The following is a 17615-nucleotide window of genomic DNA, read 5'->3' as shown; positions in this document are numbered from 1 at the left end:
TCCCACGTCACTAGAGTAATAAAATCTCTAATCCAATTTATAGCCTTCTATATAATCATTGCTAACATTCATTGAGGTAGTGAGAATAAAAGGCCTTATATAACCATCCGCAAATTTTAGGTGCCCTGAATAATGAAAAAGTTTTTCGTTATTGGGTTTGGTATAAATGCCAAAACCGATTCTTTTGTACTCAATCAAATTGCCATGGGCTTTGTACAAACCATTCATGAATGCCTCTAAATTGCCTGCCAGCTTTGGATTTTGATACCGATCAGCTATATTTTGTACAATACCATTATAGTTCTTTTGAAGTAAGTTTTCAGAAAAATTGGTGAAAATTGCGGCTTGGTCCAAAGCTCTCGATAGTTGTTGTATATCGTATAATGCTTTGTGGGATTCTTCCAGTGAATCTTTTTGTAGTTCTACATTAATAAAGTCATAATCATCCTTTTCATCCTCTGTAAAACTTTCATAGAGCATCAAGGCAATATTAGATGCCGTAATATCTTGCCTTAGGGTATCCAACATTGGGCTATTGGATACTTTAATGTTAAATCTAGAAGTAGTTTTCCCCGCATTAGTTTTGAAACCTTTACTGAAGGAGGTTTCCGTATGGTAATGCTTCGCAATTAAGTCCAATCCTTTTTGTTGATTTTCAGAAGCGCATGAGATCATGGCCAAGGTTAGTATTAAGGTAATGTGTGTTTTCATTTTAAAATTGAATTATACTAGCTAAGAGTGATTTGCATGTATTATAGTGCTAGCAATATGGTTGCCAATTTCTTCTTCCATTGCTTTATAGTCTTTCTTTTTTATTTGCATCATTACGATTGCAAATACAACTCCTCCTATAACAAAAAGGCCCATAAGTAAGATAAAGGGAATCAAAATCCTCAGATCCATCATATTGATATTACCCGCATAAATCAATTTTTGTTTTTTGGTTCCTACTACCACTTGGTTCATCCCATCAATTACCCGAAGCGTTTTTTTATTTAAAGGGGCATACTTTATTTTGTAATTTGGAAAAGCACGCTCTAAATTCTCTTTGAGTTCATTGACCTCTATTTCTCTTTGAATTGCAAGTTCCATGATTGCTTTTATTAGGTTTTTTAGATAAACATACCCTCAGGTGATGAGGGCATGCTTCTAATTTTTAGTTTCTTGTCTTCTTTTTATTACCTGCTCCTAGGCCGGTAGTATTCAACCGCTCTATATTGGCTTTCTTAACTCTGTTTTTTTGCTTATTCACATTAAGAAAACCTTGGGTTTTTATACTGTATTTGAATACATCAAAATTGGTCTCTTTCCCAAGTAGTTTTACTGAAATAGATTTACCATGGGTGTTTCTAATTGTGAACTTTTTTGAACTTAGATTTTTATTGTTTGGAAAAACATAGTTTGGCAAAATGTTGTTTTTTGCCCCTGTTTCTAAATCAAAAGTGCAAATGATTATTTCAGTTTCTAGTCCTCCCTTAAGTTTCTCAATTTCAATCTCTACGCTGTCCCATAAAAGTGGCGCTGTTGTAAACACCCGAACTCCCGCAACAGGTCCAACGCGCACAAGCTTACCCCCTTGGGTAGTTATGGTTTTTAACACTGGTATTTCTCTTGCACCAACTGTTGCCCAAGATTGTCTATTCTCATCAAACACGAATGCATGAAAGTCTTCTGAAAGGTCCGAAATCGCATCAGTAACATCTGAGTCCTGCCCCGCAACAGGAATAAGAGTAAGTGCCTGTTCACCTATTGGATGGGCAATATTATAAGCATATTCCCAGGATTGGACAAAGAAATTTCCAAAACCATCACAACTCATATTTTGAGCATTCATGGCAAAAGTTACTGTTAAAAATAATGCTGCAACTAAATTGTTTTTTGTTCTCATAATTTATTTTTTAAGAATGAATAAAAGTTTTTGAGGGAACCTTTATTGTTTTAATCATTGGCCTGTTGGTAGGTTAAACCTCAGTTTCATTTTATTTTTTTTGTAAAATTTTTGCATCACTTTTTAATAAGAAATAACTGTTTTTGTTTTTTGGACGAGTTACATAGACAACCGGATTGGCCAAAATCCTATTTCTATTGTCCACTATTTTAAAAACAAGAACGTAATTAAGCCCCTTACTTTCTTTGTTCTGAAACTTACTTGCCAATTGTAATTTGTACCCATTTGGATATTTATGAACTACGGCACCTCTTTTTGTTTTATTATAAAATTTAAACAAACGCTCAGCGGTAAAGCCAGAAGACGAAAGTTTTAGCACTTCTGTTGTTGCTTCACCACCATCTGGTTTGTCATCGGTTGGAGGAGCGTCACCTGCTGGCGGATTGTCTTCAGAAGGTGGTTTATCTCCTGTAGGTGGTTTAGGCTCATTTCCTTTTCCACATAGTGTATATTGAGCCGAACCTTCAGCATAGCCACATGGAAACCAATCGGCAAAAATACAAGAGGGGTTCCAACTGTCATCACATCCAGATTCTTCCGCAGCCCTATTCATATCTTTGCCTGTTTCATCCGCAGCATATACGAATCTATCCATCATATCATTATCTGAAGAAATGATATCATCATTATTGCACCAAGCTATAGGAGGGCAACCAGGCTCTGGTATAAAATTTTGTGCGGTGATTATGTTTAACCCAGAAATTAGTGTGATTAATAAGATTGTTTTTTTCATACTAAATAGATATTTTGTTTACAACCGCAATTTAAAGGCAGTTCAAACCAGAATCATCTATCATTTCTATGAGGGTAAAAAAATCTATGAATTCAAGTAGGGGAAATAAAAAAAGCCCAACTCGAAAGAGTTGGGCCTTTATTTTTTGATAACAAAACTGGCTTAATCAGCCAAAACAATTATTTTGTTGTCTTTCATTTCAATTGTTCCGCTGGTAATGGACAGCACAGTCTCGCCATTTGGGCCTTTGGAAAATTTATTTTGAAAATCTTCATCAATGGTAATATCCCCCTGAACCTTAACATCTCCTTTTTGAAGTAAGGAAACCACAGGTGCGTGATTCTGCAACATTTGAAATTCGCCATTTATTCCCGGCACAGTAACAGAGGTTACTTCACCTGCAAATAACGTAGCTTCTGGTGATACAATTTCTAAATACATATCTTAAGCTTCAGCCAACATTTTTTCTCCAGCTTCTATAGCATCTTGGATACTTCCTTTTAGGTTAAAGGCAGATTCTGGCAAGTGATCTAATTCACCATCCATAATCATGTTAAACCCTTTAATTGTATCCTTAATATCTACCAATACCCCAGGGATACCCGTAAATTGCTCGGCAACATGGAACGGTTGAGATAAGAAACGTTGTACCCTTCTTGCTCTACCTACTGCCAGTTTATCTTCTTCTGAAAGTTCTTCCATACCAAGGATAGCGATGATATCTTGAAGCTCTTTATAGCGTTGCAACAACTCTTTTACACGTTGTGCACATGCATAATGCTCTTTTCCTAAAACTTCAGCAGTCAAAATTCTTGAAGTAGAATCCAATGGATCCACCGCAGGATAAATACCTAGCTCAGCAATTTTACGAGAAAGTACCGTAGTAGCATCCAAGTGAGCAAAGGTTGTGGCAGGAGCTGGATCCGTTAAATCATCCGCAGGTACGTATACCGCCTGTACTGATGTAATGGAACCTCTTTTTGTTGATGTAATTCTTTCTTGCATGGCACCCATCTCAGTTGCTAAAGTAGGTTGGTACCCTACCGCTGAAGGCATCCTTCCCAAAAGGGCAGATACTTCTGAACCAGCTTGTGTAAAACGGAAGATGTTATCCACAAAGAAAAGTACATCTTTCCCTTGACCATCTCCAGCACCATCACGGAAATATTCAGCAATTGTCAATCCTGACAAAGCAACACGAGCACGTGCTCCTGGAGGTTCATTCATCTGTCCAAAAACGAAAGTCGCTTTAGACTCTTTCATTGCTTTTTTATCTACTTTGGATAAATCCCATCCACCTTCTTCCATAGAGTGCAAGAAATCATCTCCATATTTGATAATACCCGATTCCAACATCTCACGAAGCAAGTCATTTCCTTCTCTTGTTCTTTCACCAACACCAGCAAATACAGAAAGACCACCGTGTCCTTTTGCAATGTTGTTGATCAATTCCTGAATCAATACGGTCTTACCAACACCCGCACCGCCAAACAATCCAATTTTACCTCCTTTTGCGTAAGGCTCAATCAAATCGATTACTTTGATACCTGTAAAAAGTACTTCGGTAGACGTGGAAAGATCTTCAAACTTTGGAGCTTCTCTGTGAATTGGAAGTCCGTTGTCTCCAGTTTTTGGTAGATTTTCCATCCCATCAATTGCATCTCCAATTACATTGAAAAGACGTCCATAAACATCCTCGCCAATAGGCATTTGAATTGCACTTCCTGTAGCGTGGGCCTCTACTCCTCTGCTTAAACCATCCGTAGAATCCATAGAAATGGTACGAACCGTATTTTCGCCAACATGCGATTGTACTTCCAAAACCAATTTGGAACCATCTGCTTTGTTAATTTCTAGAGAATCATAAATCTTTGGGATTTCTGTTCCCGACTCAAACTCAACGTCAATGACCGGGCCTATAATCTGTGCAACCTTACCTGTAACTTTAGACATTACTGTGTTTATTTTTAATTGAATACGAAGGAAAAAACTGCTTTTTTTCCGGCTGCAAAGATATGTTATCAATCTTAAACAAGAAACTACTTAGCTCTTTTTTTAACCATAAAAAACGCCTTCAAATGAAGGCGTTTTTATAATAGTTATATATTATATAGTTATTGTAACGTTGGTGAATAGTTGGTAGGGTAGTTGCCTACATTGACAAAATTCCCTGATGCTTCAAAATTAGACCCGTATGTAGCATCTATTGCTCTCATGAATTCGTTGGCCAACAAAGCGTAACCTCTTGCCGTTGGGTGAATTCCATCTAAAGAAAATGCACTTCCGGTAACAAGATTTGATGTTAATGTGAAATCTCCACTTGTAATACCACTACTTGCCAATTGATCCAACAAAGCATTAGCGTCTACCAATGCCAAACCAGCTTGGCCAGCAGTCGCTGCAATGATATCATTGAATGCCGCTGTGGCAGTTGCAATCTCTTCTTGTTCACTTGGAAGTAATACCCATTTATCTTCCAGAGGCAAGGTAATTCCTTCAACCGAAAACTGACCTGCCAATTCTTGAGATAAACCTGCCAAAACTAAATTCCCCACTGAAGTTGTATTTACAGTACCTATTACCGCTGAACTTGGTAAAACAAATAAATCATCTGCTGTAGCCTCTCTTGTTTGTCCATATATAGCTCCAAATAGACCTGCAACCGTAGGTGCCGCCGCCGCAGGCAATCCAAATGATTCCACGAAAGCTGGGAATGTTGGGCTTTCAGTCAACACCCCTGCAATTTCTGCCGATAAATCAACCAAGGTTTCATCTTTAATTACAACCTCACTTGCAGCTGTAGATGAAAACTCAATAGATCGTTCCGGAAATCCAAGAAACGTATAGACTTGATTTAGCTGTCCAAAAATTCCATTTAGCGTAGGAATTAAAGGCCCAAAAGATTCACTAGTAGGGTCTAAAGGGTTATGTGGTACCGTTGTAAAATGAGGTATGCTCGTTACATTGGGAATATTGGCCACAACACCTTTTGCTCCTCCTGCCGTAAGTGTAGTAATCAAAGCACCATAAGTACCGTCAAAGCCTACACCGGGATCACCCGATACAGGTGTTAAGGGGTTTGTTCCATCTCCACCCGAAGTAGCGTAGCCTAAAACATCGTTATTTCCTATCCATAAAGAAAAGAAAGTAGGTGATTGTGAAGCTGCCATTTCCAACACACTTATGTTTGGGTTCGTTCCCGTCATCCTAATAAAATATGGATTGGCCAATTCAGCTTCTAGGTTGGCTAAATTACCATACCCTGGCGCCAGTAAATGAAAACTTTTTGCTCCAGGAACACCTAAATTGTTAAATGGCCCCGATGGGTTATTAAGAACTATATCTGTAGTAACAGTAACATCTCCAATTATCGATTCTAAAGAAACTGGTCCTGAGCCTCCAAATACAAGTCTTGGACCTTGAATTCTATTCCCAGCAGCTGCAAGACCTCCTAAATTATCATTTGTCAAGGGCTGAACAAAGGTTCCTCCCCCTGCAAGCGCAAATTTTTGCGACATAATATTTGGAAGTGAAAATGACTGGCTGGCCTGAAAAAGAGCACCATCAGTAAAACCGGCGGTAAGCGAATTTCCCAAGGACACATAATTGCTAAAGTCTACGGAACCTGCAGTTAGTTCCGGCAATTCAACCTGGACTTCATTTTGTGAAGATATATCAACATCTTCCAATTCATTACACGCCACTACAAAAACCGTAGTTAAAGCGAGGACAAAATATTTTGAGTTTTTCATTTTAATCTAAAATTTAGTTGTTGATGGTCCAAGACACATAGTACATTGAACCTATTAAACCAGTTCCAAAAGCAGTAAAATATTCTTCACCGGTCAAGTTGGTTCCCCCAAGTTTGAATGTAGATTTGATACTTGGCACCTCTAGATTGACCTGCGCATCCAAAACATGAAATTCCGGCACAGCACCTTCGGCAAACGTAGCTTCCCAAAAATAGTCGTCACTAAATCTATAGTTTATATTGAAACCGAAATTTTTAAATAATTCCGTATTCCCAAAAGACGCTTTGAACTTGTGCTCAGGTGTATTGAAATTCAACATCACATCTGGATTTGCTTCTCTGTCAAAATCCAGTTTTGTATAGGTATAGCTTCCTCCTAAATCAAAATTACCAAACACCTTAGCAGTTAGCCCCAATGAGGCACCATAGGAGTTGACATCCGCTTCGGAATTGGTGTATGTGCTATATGCTTGAAAATCTCCATTGGAAATAGCAGCAACCGAAAGTGATCCATCACCAACAGTTCCGTAAAAAGGAGCCAACACCACTTCTTGGGAAATAAAGTCTTTGTAACTGTTATAGTAGGTGCTAAAATCAACTACAAGTTTACCAAGTTTTCCCCTATATCCTATTTCAGCAGAAGTTACTTGTTCTGGTTTTACGACGTCAGGGTTTGCTATAACCAAATCAGCCGGATTCCCTGTTTCACCTAGTGTTTCAACTGAAGCTCTGGTATAAGAATTTGTATAAGCAGCTGTTCCAGTTTGGGTTATACTCGTAGGCTGGCCTAAAAGTTGTCCACCCCCACTAATATCAAAATCCCTTGTATATCGCTCTAGGTTTTCAGGAGCGGAACCCACTAGAATGGCACTACCTGCATCCAAGCCTATAAATAAATCTTGTGTGGTTGGATTTCTAAAACCAGTCTGTACAGATGCCCGAACATTATGGTCTCTATTGACTGTAAAACCTGCAGAAAGTCTGGGAGAAAAGAATCCATCGAAAAATTCAGACTTATCATAACGAATTGAACCTGTAAGTTTTAAACTTTTTTCTCCTTGTAAATCGATGGTCTTTTGTATCTGGGAATAGATTCCAAATTCAGAATAGTCTATAGGTCCATCAAGATCCGTGTAAATAGTACCGAAAGAATTTAAGCTGTATTGTCTAAATGAACCTCCAACTTGTATTTCAGCGAAATCTGTCAAGTGGCTAAAATTGTAATTACCATCTGCATGATAGTATTTAGAGGCATCTTTAAATTGTGAACCACTTGTTAGGTCAGGATCTTGAATCACACGATCAAAAGCTGCTTGAAATTCAGGAGATCCCGGTTCAAAACGGCCAGATTCAGCCTGAGCCCTTGCAGCGGCATGCGCTTGCTCTTCGGTAGCACCTCCTAAGGTAGCCTGAACAAATGTTCCTGCATACTCCCCAAACCAAGTATTGTCATCTTTCCAAGAGCGATTTATATTAACTCCAGTAAAAACCATATCGTATGAGTCACCCGCTTTATCTGCAACTACATACCCCCTTAGAAAGAAATTGTCGTTTCTAAACTCAATTTTATGTTGTTGTTGAAAGAACCCATTAATGTTGTAACGGTTGGTACCTTGATAAATAGTTGAACCTGTACCTACCTTACCTACGTAGGATATTTCAAAGTCATTTGCCCAAGGTCTAAAATACAGACCCCAATCTGCCTTAATACTTTCTGCATTATAATTTGTCAGATCGCTTTCATTGTATCCCGTTCTACTAACCTCAACTGATGGGACCAAGGCATTGGCTCCTGCAGGTAAAGCTCCCAATCCTTCTAAGGTAAGCGCTACATCCTTAATATCAATAGAAAAATCATCTCCATAAACATTGACACCATCATAGTCAAGGTCATTAGCTCTGGTACTTCCGGTAATGGCAAAATTATTTTCATCTTTCCCCTGTAAGCTGTTTGCTGCCCAATCTGTACCCTTCAAATAACCGAAATTGACTTTGGCCGCAAATTTATCGCTGAATTTATGTGCTGCTCGTATGCCAACATCGGTATAGGAATTATCTCCAGCGGCTGCTTGGGATGTAATACCCCTTTTTATGGAAACACTTATGCCTTCATAATCAAACGGATTTTTACTACGCATAAATAATATTCCATTAAAGGCATTTGCACCATACAGGGCAGATGAAGCACCGGGTAAAAGTTCTACGCTCAGCACATCCGTTTCAATCATACCCACCAAATTTCCAATAGGGAAATTAAGTGCGGGGGTAGAATTGTCCATTCCATCCACTAACTGCATAAATCTAGTATTGGCAAAAGTTGCAAAACCTCTTGTGTTAACTGACTTAAATGTTAAACTGTTGGTATTTACATCAACTCCTTTTAGATTTTCCAGCCCTCCATAAAAATCAGCAGAAGCTGTATTTTCAATTTCTTTAAGTCCAAAACGTTCTACCGTAACTGGAGACTCAAAGATTCTTTCTGGTGTTCTAGAAGCCGATATTACAACTTCATCCAAAAGTGTAGAGGTCTCACCCAGTGTTATTGACAGTGTTTGGTTGTTAGCTGTTACATCGGCAACAAAATCCGAATAGCCAATAGATGTAAATTGAAGTTTGAAGGGTGGTTGTTCCGAAGTGTTGAATGTGAAATTACCATCAAAATCAGTAGTGGTTCCTTCGGCTTTACCAACCAGCACTACATTGGTCCCTGGAATGGGTTCATTGTTTTCATCAACTACTTTTCCTTGTACTGTTGTCTGCGCATAAGATGCGGCACCGAACAGCATAAGAGAAATGATTATTAGTCTTCTCATTAGCTTTTAATTTGAGTTAAAAAGTTTTAAGTATACGTTAAGTATTGGACGCGGAAGATACATTTTTTTTCATTTGATATCTACAAAAATGAAAAAAATTATGCATGCATAGTATTTTTTTCCTAAAAAAAGGGTGATATAAGTACGATTTTAACAAAAAAAGAGCTAAAATCAATCAATTTATCGTGTTTTTCAGATTTGCTTAGGTCACTCCACGGTAACCGATTTTGCCAAGTTTCGAGGTTGATCCACATTACAACCTCTCATAACGGCAATATGATATGATAACAATTGCAGTGGTATTGTAGTTAATAATGGTGTAAGGCTTTCGGATGTTTCTGGAACCTCAATAACATGATCTGCCAATTCCTTGACGGTTTTGTCTCCTTCTGTAACTATGGCTATGATTCTGCCACTTCTTGATTTAATCTCTTGAATATTGCTGACCACTTTTTCATAATGTCCCTTTTTTGTTGCAATAACAATTACGGGCATTTGCTCATCTATCAAGGCGATTGGGCCATGCTTCATTTCAGCGGCCGGATATCCTTCCGCATGAATGTAGCTTATTTCCTTTAATTTCAATGCTCCTTCCAATGCAACTGGGAAATTGTATCCTCGACCCAGGTACAAACAATTTGTAGAGTCCTTATATATCTCTGAAATTTGTTCCACAATTTCATTTGACAGCAATGCTTTTTCCACTTTAGAAGGAATAGCTTCAAGTTCCGTTAAAAATTCGTGGAATCTAGATTTGGAAAAAACACCTTTTTCATTTGCCAGTTTTAATGCAATTAGCGTAAGTACGGTAATCTGGGTTGTAAATGCTTTAGTGGAAGCCACACCTATTTCAGGTCCTGCGTGGGTATAAGCTCCTGCATGTGTTTCCCTGGCTATGGATGAGCCCACAACATTGCACACCCCAAAAACAAATGCCCCTCTTTCTTTGGCCAATTTTATTGCGGCCAAGGTATCAGCTGTTTCACCAGATTGGGATATTGCGATTAAAACATCATTTTCAGTTATTACAGGATTTCTATACCGGAATTCCGAAGCATATTCAACTTCTACAGGAATTCTTGCCAAATCCTCAAAGATATATTCTGCCACAAGTCCAGCATGCCATGATGTTCCACAGGCAACAATAATTATTCTATTAGCATTTAGGAATTTCTCTAAATTTTGGTCAATTCCAGCCATCCTAATTATACCTTGATCTGCCAAAAGTCTTCCTCTATATGTATCTAAAATTGCTCGTGGCTGCTCATAGATTTCCTTCAGCATAAAATGATCATACCCTCCCTTTTCAATTTCCTCAAGATTTAATTGAAGTTCCAGAATATTGGGATAAGCTATTGCATCATCCTTGATTTTTCGCAATTTAATTTCCTTACCAATACGGATTACCGCCATTTCTTCATCTTCCAAATACACTGCGTTATTGGTAAATTCTATAAATGGTGAAGCATCTGATGCTATAAAATATTCGTTTTCACCAATGCCTATAGCTAAAGGGCTTCCTAGTTTGGCTACTACAATCTCATCAGGTTTATTCTTATCGAAAACAGCTATGGCGTAGGCACCAACAACTTGGTTCAATGCAATTTGAACGGCTTTCCCCAGCTTGACTCCTTCTTTTTTCTTAACCTCTTCTATAAGGTTTACCAATACCTCTGTGTCGGTATCTGACTCAAAAGTATATCCCCTTGTAATCAATGCTTTCTTAATGGCATCATAATTTTCAATAATACCGTTGTGGATTATTACCAAATCACCTGAGTTGGAATAATGTGGATGTGAGTTTACATCATTCGGAACACCGTGTGTTGCCCATCTTGTATGTCCCAGGCCTAATTTTCCTTCTGTAGATATTGTGGCTTCTGCTTTTTTCTTTAAGTCCTCTACTTTTCCTTTTGTTTTGGAAAGATGCGTATTTTCTCCATCAAACAGCACAATTCCTGCGCTATCGTATCCTCGATATTCCAGTCGTTGTAAACCTTTAATTATTATGGGATAAGCATCCCTATGACCAACATAACCAACAATACCGCACATATGAAAGAATTAATTTGTTAAACAATGAGCCAGAATCACAAATTTACAATCTATTGGGGGAAGTAAAAGCAATCTTCTCAGTCCTAAAACGTGAAAAGTTAGCAAGTTGTATTTTTATATTGACTTTTTAATTCGCCTGGGTGTAAAAAATCTCCAATTTTAATTTTTTATCTTCAGCATCAGCTCCCACATTGCTTCCAAAAAGAATAGTGCCTAATGGATTAATATCTGACATAACAGGAGTATCAATCACAGATCCTCCTGCAGCCATTGACTCTGTGACAGCAGTAATACCAATATTTGAAGAAACCCCTAGTGCTAGTGTGGCATTGGACGAATCCCTTACAATAATGTTATTTAAATGTTCGGTGATGCGAATGGTATATTTTAAGCCATTCTCAAAATCATCGTCCACCTCATTAACCTCCTCAAGTATACCGTCATAATTCAAATATTCTCCCAAGGAGGAACCCGAATCGTCAAAATTTTCTGTTGATATATTGTACAATGCTTGATTAGTTTCAGCATTATACAAATAAATACGTGGAGGTTCACTAGTTCCACCAACTGCATCCAAAGCATCCCTGTCCACATAAAAAACCAGATTTGCTTCATTAATAATCCAATTATTGGCTCTAATTTGCTCTATAAATTCTTTACCACGATCTATGTCCGCGTCATCAAAAAGTTTAATCTCGGAATAAGATCCGGCTCCTCCTTTAAGATAAATACGGGATGCGTTTTCACCGGTATCCATGGCAGAAGTAATATCACCAGGATAATTTTCATTAATAAAAGTATTAACTGCATTCCCCCCCGATACTTGAATCAGGCTTAAGGTAAATTCCTCTTCTTCCTGTTCGGTGAAATCATCAGTAGTATCGTCAGTGGTGGCATTATTATTAAAATTGGTGTATTCGTATGTAATGGTAATACTGGCTTGTGTCAAATCCAACAGAAAGAGTAATTCACTATCCTCAATTGAAAAATGCAATCCCCTTAAAAAGTTACTGAAATTAGCTTGATTTAAAAGTTCTGAACTTCCTTCTTTATCCAAAATATTCTCTTGAAAGAAATCCTTATCCAGTTCAACCCTAATACCTGGCAATATTCTGTCTGCTACAGTTTCTGACTCATCAATATCATCTGTATCTGGGTCATCTTCCTCAAAAATAATAGTATCAACATTACTTATGGTCAATGTTGTATCCACCAATACTTGATCCACAAATTCAGGAGAAAAAGATTGTGTCGAAAAATACTCCTGTGCCTCTAGAAAACCAGTATTGGGATCTAAATCGCGCAAAAAATACGTGGATGATTCCACTTTAAATTTAAAAGATGAGCTTCGATCTCCATAAATACTATCCAAACTATATTCTATTGGAAATGTATTAGCAGAAATACCCTCCAGCTCTTCATCGCTAATTGTTCCATCACCATTTGCATCTGGATCCAATGCATCCAAAGGATTCGTGCCCAATATACGTTCTTCATTATCTGTAAGACCATCTTCATCCTCATCCGTACTTGGATCCGTGTCATCATTATCTATACCCTCTTGGACACCATCTGAATCAGAATCTCTTAGTGCTGCTGGAGTCAATTGATAAGGAATATGTAAAAAAACAGATGTTACTGTTTCATTTTCTGGGATAGTATCAGTAGCTCCACTAGTGTCCATTAAATCTTCTACTTGTTGCCTGATATCTCCAAAAATGGGATTTCCTGAGCTGATTACCATCTGAGTTGTAATTTGCGCCTCAGTCCTTCCGTATATTGGATCGTTAAAAATTCCAACTTGATATAGTGGCAACCTATTTGTTTGAACAGCCTCTATCTTCTTGTTATATGCAAAGACATCAAATACTTGCTTGTCCGTGGTAAAAGGATCTCCTGCAACCACTCCTTCTCCAATTGTACCCAACTCCTCTTCGCAAGAAGCAAATATTACGAATAAAGTGCCAACCAAGGCTGACACCATTATATTCCTTGAAAATTTCATGCAATTTATTTTAAAACTTCTGTTGTATAGAAATTTGTGTACGCATCCTCAGCTTCTTGAAGCGAAACATAAGGCAGTACTGGTTTGGAAAGATTGGCAATATGACTCTTTAAGTCCTCTGACACATCTTCCGAGGCTAAAATAATCGCATCGGAATAATCTGCTGCAACTTTTAACAAATTATTATAGTCAGGAGTGGAAAGTGCTGAAATATTTTCTTCGGAAATACCGTCAAAAGCAATTTTATTTATCATTTTACTATCCAGTTCCCCATCATAACCATTATCATAGATTGAAGTAACAATTTTGCTATCAGCAAAAAGAGGCTCGTCCTTATAATATTCACGTAGGTATAGTGGAAGTAAGGATGCCATCCAGCCATGGACATGGATAATATCTGGAGACCAGTTTAATTTCTTTACAGTTTCTACAACTCCCTTTGCAAAAAAGATGGCACGCTCGTCGTTATCAGGAAATAAATTCCCGTCAACATCTGCAAACGTCGCCTTTCTTTTAAAATACTCCTCATTATCTATGAAGTAAACCTGTATGCGTTCCTTTGGGATTGATGCCACTTTTATGATAAGAGGCATATCCATATCATTGATTACCAAGTTCATTCCGGATAAACGGATTACCTCATGCAGTTGATGCCTTCTCTCATTAATATTTCCATACCTTGGCATAAAAATACGTATTTGTCCCCCATTACTATTGACCATTCTTGGTGCTTCGTAAGACATTAAGGAAACTTGATTCTCTGGGAGGTAAGGCACTAGTTCAGAAGATACAAACAATATCTTTTTACCATTCATAAACACTTTCTTTTGCTTATCTGAAAAACGTAGCTGCAAAAGTACAAAAATTATGCCGATTAGCAGTATTTATAGTATTTTTGCACGCTTTTCAATCTATGTATGAAAGTATTTGACCTTAAAAATGAACTTAATCGTTTCTTACAAAAGGAACGGAACAAAAACCATGACATAGGCTTAGTGCCTACCATGGGGGCTTTGCACAAAGGTCATATTTCACTTGTAAAGACTGCTATGTTGGCCAATGATGTGGTTGTGGTGAGTATTTTTGTGAATCCCACTCAATTTGACAAAAAGGATGATCTTGAAAAATATCCTCGAGATATAAAAAAGGACCTTGATCTGTTAAAGAGTGTTTCAGAAAAGATTGTGGTTTTTACTCCAACCGTAGATGAGATTTACGGATCAAGCATAAAGTCACAAACGTATGCGTTTGATGGATTGGACAAAGTCATGGAGGGCGAATTTAGAGAAGGGCATTTTGATGGTGTGGGTACAATAGTTGAGCTATTCCTTAGAACAATTTCCCCAGACAGGGCATACTTTGGCGAAAAGGATTTTCAGCAACTTCAGATTATTAGAAAAATGGTAGATTCCATGAACTTGCCATTTGAAATAATCGGCTGCCCAATTGAACGAGAGCCCAGCGGATTGGCCATGAGTTCACGCAATGAACGTCTTTCAAAAAAGACAAGGACAGAGGCAAGTTTTATTTATAAAACCCTACTAACTGCCAAGACAAAATTTGGCACGGAAAGTGCTTATACCATTAGTGAATGGGTTAAGTCCCAATTTGAAAAAAACACCACATTGGATTTAGAGTATTTTCAAATTACAGATGAAGACACGCTAACCCCAATGCTTAAAAAACAGGTAGATAGAAAATATAGGGCGTTTATTGCCGTTTACGCAGACGACGTTCGTTTAATAGACAACCTAAGATTGAATTAATTAATTTTGCACCATGCAAATAGAAGTTGTAAAGTCTAAAGTTCATAGAGTAAAAGTTACAGGGGCGGACCTAAACTATATAGGTAGCATCACCATTGATGAAGATTTAATGGACGCCGCAAATATTATTCGAGGAGAAAAAGTCCAAATTGTGAACAATAACAACGGTGAACGATTGGAGACTTATGCCATACCCGGTCCTAGAGGTTCGGGAGAACTCACACTTAACGGAGCAGCAGCTCGAAAAGTGGCCGTTGGCGATGTATTAATTCTGATAACCTACGCCTTAATGGACATTGAAGAAGCAAAATCATTCAACCCTGCTTTGGTTTTCCCCAATGAAGAGACCAATCTTTTAAACTAGTTTTGAGCAATTCTCTCAAAAAATTTCTCAAAATTGCAATCCCTATACTCATTGGAGTTGGGCTTGTTTTCTATTCATTTTCCACAACTTCTCCAGAGGACAGAAAAAAGATTCTTGAATCCATACAAAATGCAAATTTACTATGGGTTTTTCTTTCAATCTTTATTGGTATCCTAAGCCATATTTCTAGAGCCATTCGTTGGAACTATCTTTTAGCGCCACTTGGCTATAAGCCAAGGCTAATCAATAATGTACTCATCATTCTAATAAGCTATTTTGCCAACACCTTGGTGCTTAGGTCTGGAGAGTTTTTAAGGGCCACGGCATTGACTACCTATGAAAATGTTCCTTTTGAAAAAGGGTTTGGAACAATTGTTACTGAGCGAATTATTGATGTGATTATGCTCTTGTTGATAATTATTACCGCCCTATTGTTCCAGACCGATGTAATTCTGGGCATTCTTCAAGAAAAAGGAATTGGCCTTGTAGGGTCGCTGATGATTCTAATTGTTGGTGTACTCGGTTTGTTTATAGCCATTCGATTAATAAAAAAATCCACCTCCAAATTGGCAACAAAGATCAAAACATTTCTCAATGGTCTTTTAGATGGGGTGCTTAGCATTTTCAAAATGAAGAACAAAGGAGCTTTTATTTTTCATACGTTTTTTATTTGGGCATGTTATATTGCCATGTTCTGGGTTATTAAATTTACCGTGCCCGAAACCACAGATCTTCCTTTGGGCGCATTTCTTGTTGCATTTGTTGCAGGCGCATTTGCCATGGCGGCCACAAACGGTGGTTTAGGTCTTTTCCCAATTGTGGTTACAGCGGCACTTTCCGTTTATGGAGTGAGCAAAACTTCTGGAGATGCTTATGGCTGGATCATGTGGACAGCACAAACTCTAATGGTGGTTGTTTTTGGTACAATATCCTTCATTGTCTTACCGTTATTGAATAGAAATCGGTAAACCCCTACCCAATAAAACTTGACCAAATGAAAAGATGTCTATTTCTACTGATAGGCCTACTGTGCTTTAATCTTGGCGCCCAAGTAAAAAAAGAAATTTTTGAATCCTTCAAGCTTCAAGAAAGAAGGGGAGTTTCTTATTATTTTCCAGAGGATTATTCCGAAGAAAAAAAATATCCCCTAATTCTGGTTTTGGATGCCGAATATCTTTTTGACATGGTTGTAGCCAATGCTAAATTTTATAGCAGGCACCAGAGAATGCCAGAAGCTATTATAGTAGGTGTAGATCAGGCTGAAGATGACATACGTTGGGAAGATTGCGACTTTGAACAAACCACAGGTCTGCCTACTGAAAAAGGTGCAAAATTTTATGAATTTTTAGGTACAGAGCTCATTCCGTTTTTAGAAACACAATACAGCGTTGCCCCCTTTAAAATGTTCATTGGCTATGATATTACGGCAAATTTTGGAAATTACTTTTTATTTAAGGACAAGTCCCTTTTTAATTCATATCTGAGCATTTCTCCAGTATTGGCTACCGAAATGGAAAGCAGGGTTCCTTCCAGGTTATCAGATTTAAACCAAGAAATCTTTTACAATGTTGTTTTGGAAAAGGAAAAAACCGAGGATAGGCAACGAATCCTTCAAATGAACAATGCCCTTAAATCAATCAGCAAAGAATCATTGCATTATTTTTTTGATGAATATGATGAAGCGGACCATGTTTCCATAGCTGCTTATGGAATTAGTAAGGCGTTTGACAATGTGTTTAAAATATTTAGGCCTATCACCCCAAAAGAATACAAAACCGAAATACTGGCTTCAAACGATCCAGTGTTCAAGTATCTGGAAGACAGGTATGATATGATTGAAAATCTCCTTGGTTTCGAAAAACCAGTGGAATTAAACGACATTATGGCTATTTATGCGGCATGTCTTAAAAAAGAAGATATAGAATCATTAAAGCCGCTGGCTGAACTCTGCAAAAAACAATTTCCAGAGACTATGCTTGGTTTCTATTTTGAAGGTGAGTACTATGAGGAACTTGGAGAGCCCAAAAAAGCATTCAAAACCTTTGAAAAAGCATTCCAAATGGAAGAAATTGACTTTTTGACCAAGGATATGGCACTGGAAAAAATTGATGCCCTTAAAGCAGACTTTGGATATTAGAACATCAAATTTTAGCGGTGGGCATTCTTCTTGCAATCCATCA

15 protein-coding genes are annotated in these 17615 nt (G+C 37.8%); 4 read left to right on the top strand and 11 right to left on the bottom strand.

Features of this window, described 5'->3' with window-relative positions; translation table 11 throughout:
* Positions 1–27: 27 nt before the first annotated feature.
* From AAY42_RS14015 to AAY42_RS13965, 11 genes are all read right to left on the bottom strand, one after another.
* Entirely contained in the window at positions 28–711 is a 684-nt protein-coding gene (locus AAY42_RS14015) for a hypothetical protein (protein ID WP_055396301.1), read from the bottom strand.
* Between the two features lie 21 nt (positions 712–732).
* A complete protein-coding gene (locus AAY42_RS14010) occupies positions 733–1092 on the bottom strand; it encodes a hypothetical protein (protein ID WP_055396299.1) in 360 nt (119 codons plus the stop codon).
* A gap of 64 nt (positions 1093–1156) precedes the next feature.
* Complete coding sequence (locus tag AAY42_RS14005) at positions 1157–1888, bottom strand: hypothetical protein (protein WP_055396296.1); 732 nt, start codon at positions 1886–1888, stop codon at positions 1157–1159.
* Between the two features lie 91 nt (positions 1889–1979).
* Complete coding sequence (locus tag AAY42_RS14000; RefSeq protein ID WP_055396294.1) at positions 1980–2681, bottom strand: hypothetical protein; 702 nt, start codon at positions 2679–2681, stop codon at positions 1980–1982.
* Between the two features lie 162 nt (positions 2682–2843).
* Positions 2844–3122, bottom strand: a complete 279-nt coding sequence (locus tag AAY42_RS13995) for a F0F1 ATP synthase subunit delta/epsilon (protein WP_055396292.1) — start codon at positions 3120–3122, stop codon at positions 2844–2846.
* A gap of 3 nt (positions 3123–3125) precedes the next feature.
* Positions 3126–4634: a F0F1 ATP synthase subunit beta gene (gene atpD / locus AAY42_RS13990; protein WP_055396290.1), complete on the bottom strand. Its 1509-nt coding sequence runs from the start codon at positions 4632–4634 to the stop codon at positions 3126–3128.
* 161 nt (positions 4635–4795) lie between these two features.
* On the bottom strand, positions 4796–6433 hold the full coding sequence (locus tag AAY42_RS13985; RefSeq protein WP_055396288.1) for an SGNH/GDSL hydrolase family protein: 1638 nt from the start codon (positions 6431–6433) through the stop codon (positions 4796–4798).
* Positions 6434–6446: 13 nt separating this feature from the next.
* Complete coding sequence (locus AAY42_RS13980; protein ID WP_055396286.1) at positions 6447–9245, bottom strand: TonB-dependent receptor; 2799 nt, start codon at positions 9243–9245, stop codon at positions 6447–6449.
* Positions 9246–9452: 207 nt separating this feature from the next.
* A complete protein-coding gene (glmS, locus tag AAY42_RS13975) occupies positions 9453–11300 on the bottom strand; it encodes a glutamine--fructose-6-phosphate transaminase (isomerizing) (protein WP_055396284.1) in 1848 nt (615 codons plus the stop codon).
* 127 nt (positions 11301–11427) lie between these two features.
* Entirely contained in the window at positions 11428–13305 is a 1878-nt protein-coding gene (locus AAY42_RS13970) for a DUF4270 family protein (RefSeq protein WP_055396281.1), read from the bottom strand.
* Between the two features lie 5 nt (positions 13306–13310).
* Positions 13311–14120 carry a glycogen/starch synthase gene (locus tag AAY42_RS13965; protein ID WP_055396279.1) on the bottom strand — a complete coding sequence of 270 codons (810 nt, stop codon included), beginning with the start codon at positions 14118–14120 and terminating at the stop codon, positions 13311–13313.
* A gap of 102 nt (positions 14121–14222) precedes the next feature.
* On the opposite strand from AAY42_RS13965, the gene panC reads away from it, so the two are divergent.
* From panC to AAY42_RS13945, 4 genes are read left to right on the top strand one after another with little or no spacing between them, the layout of a single operon-like run.
* Positions 14223–15071, top strand: coding sequence for a pantoate--beta-alanine ligase (panC, locus tag AAY42_RS13960; protein ID WP_055396277.1), 849 nt, complete (start codon positions 14223–14225; stop codon positions 15069–15071).
* Between the two features lie 13 nt (positions 15072–15084).
* On the top strand, positions 15085–15435 hold the full coding sequence (panD, locus tag AAY42_RS13955) for an aspartate 1-decarboxylase (protein ID WP_055396275.1): 351 nt from the start codon (positions 15085–15087) through the stop codon (positions 15433–15435).
* A 2-nt stretch (positions 15436–15437) separates the two neighbouring features.
* Positions 15438–16403 carry a lysylphosphatidylglycerol synthase transmembrane domain-containing protein gene (locus AAY42_RS13950; protein WP_055396273.1) on the top strand — a complete coding sequence of 322 codons (966 nt, stop codon included), beginning with the start codon at positions 15438–15440 and terminating at the stop codon, positions 16401–16403.
* Positions 16404–16429: 26 nt separating this feature from the next.
* Complete coding sequence (locus AAY42_RS13945; RefSeq protein WP_055396271.1) at positions 16430–17572, top strand: alpha/beta hydrolase; 1143 nt, start codon at positions 16430–16432, stop codon at positions 17570–17572.
* Positions 17573–17615: the final 43 nt, after the last annotated feature.

The sequence above is a fragment of the Flagellimonas eckloniae genome, assembly GCF_001413955.1.
GTDB classification, from domain to species: Bacteria; Bacteroidota; Bacteroidia; order Flavobacteriales; family Flavobacteriaceae; genus Flagellimonas; species Flagellimonas eckloniae.
This window is presented reverse-complemented; position numbering and strand designations above follow the sequence as displayed.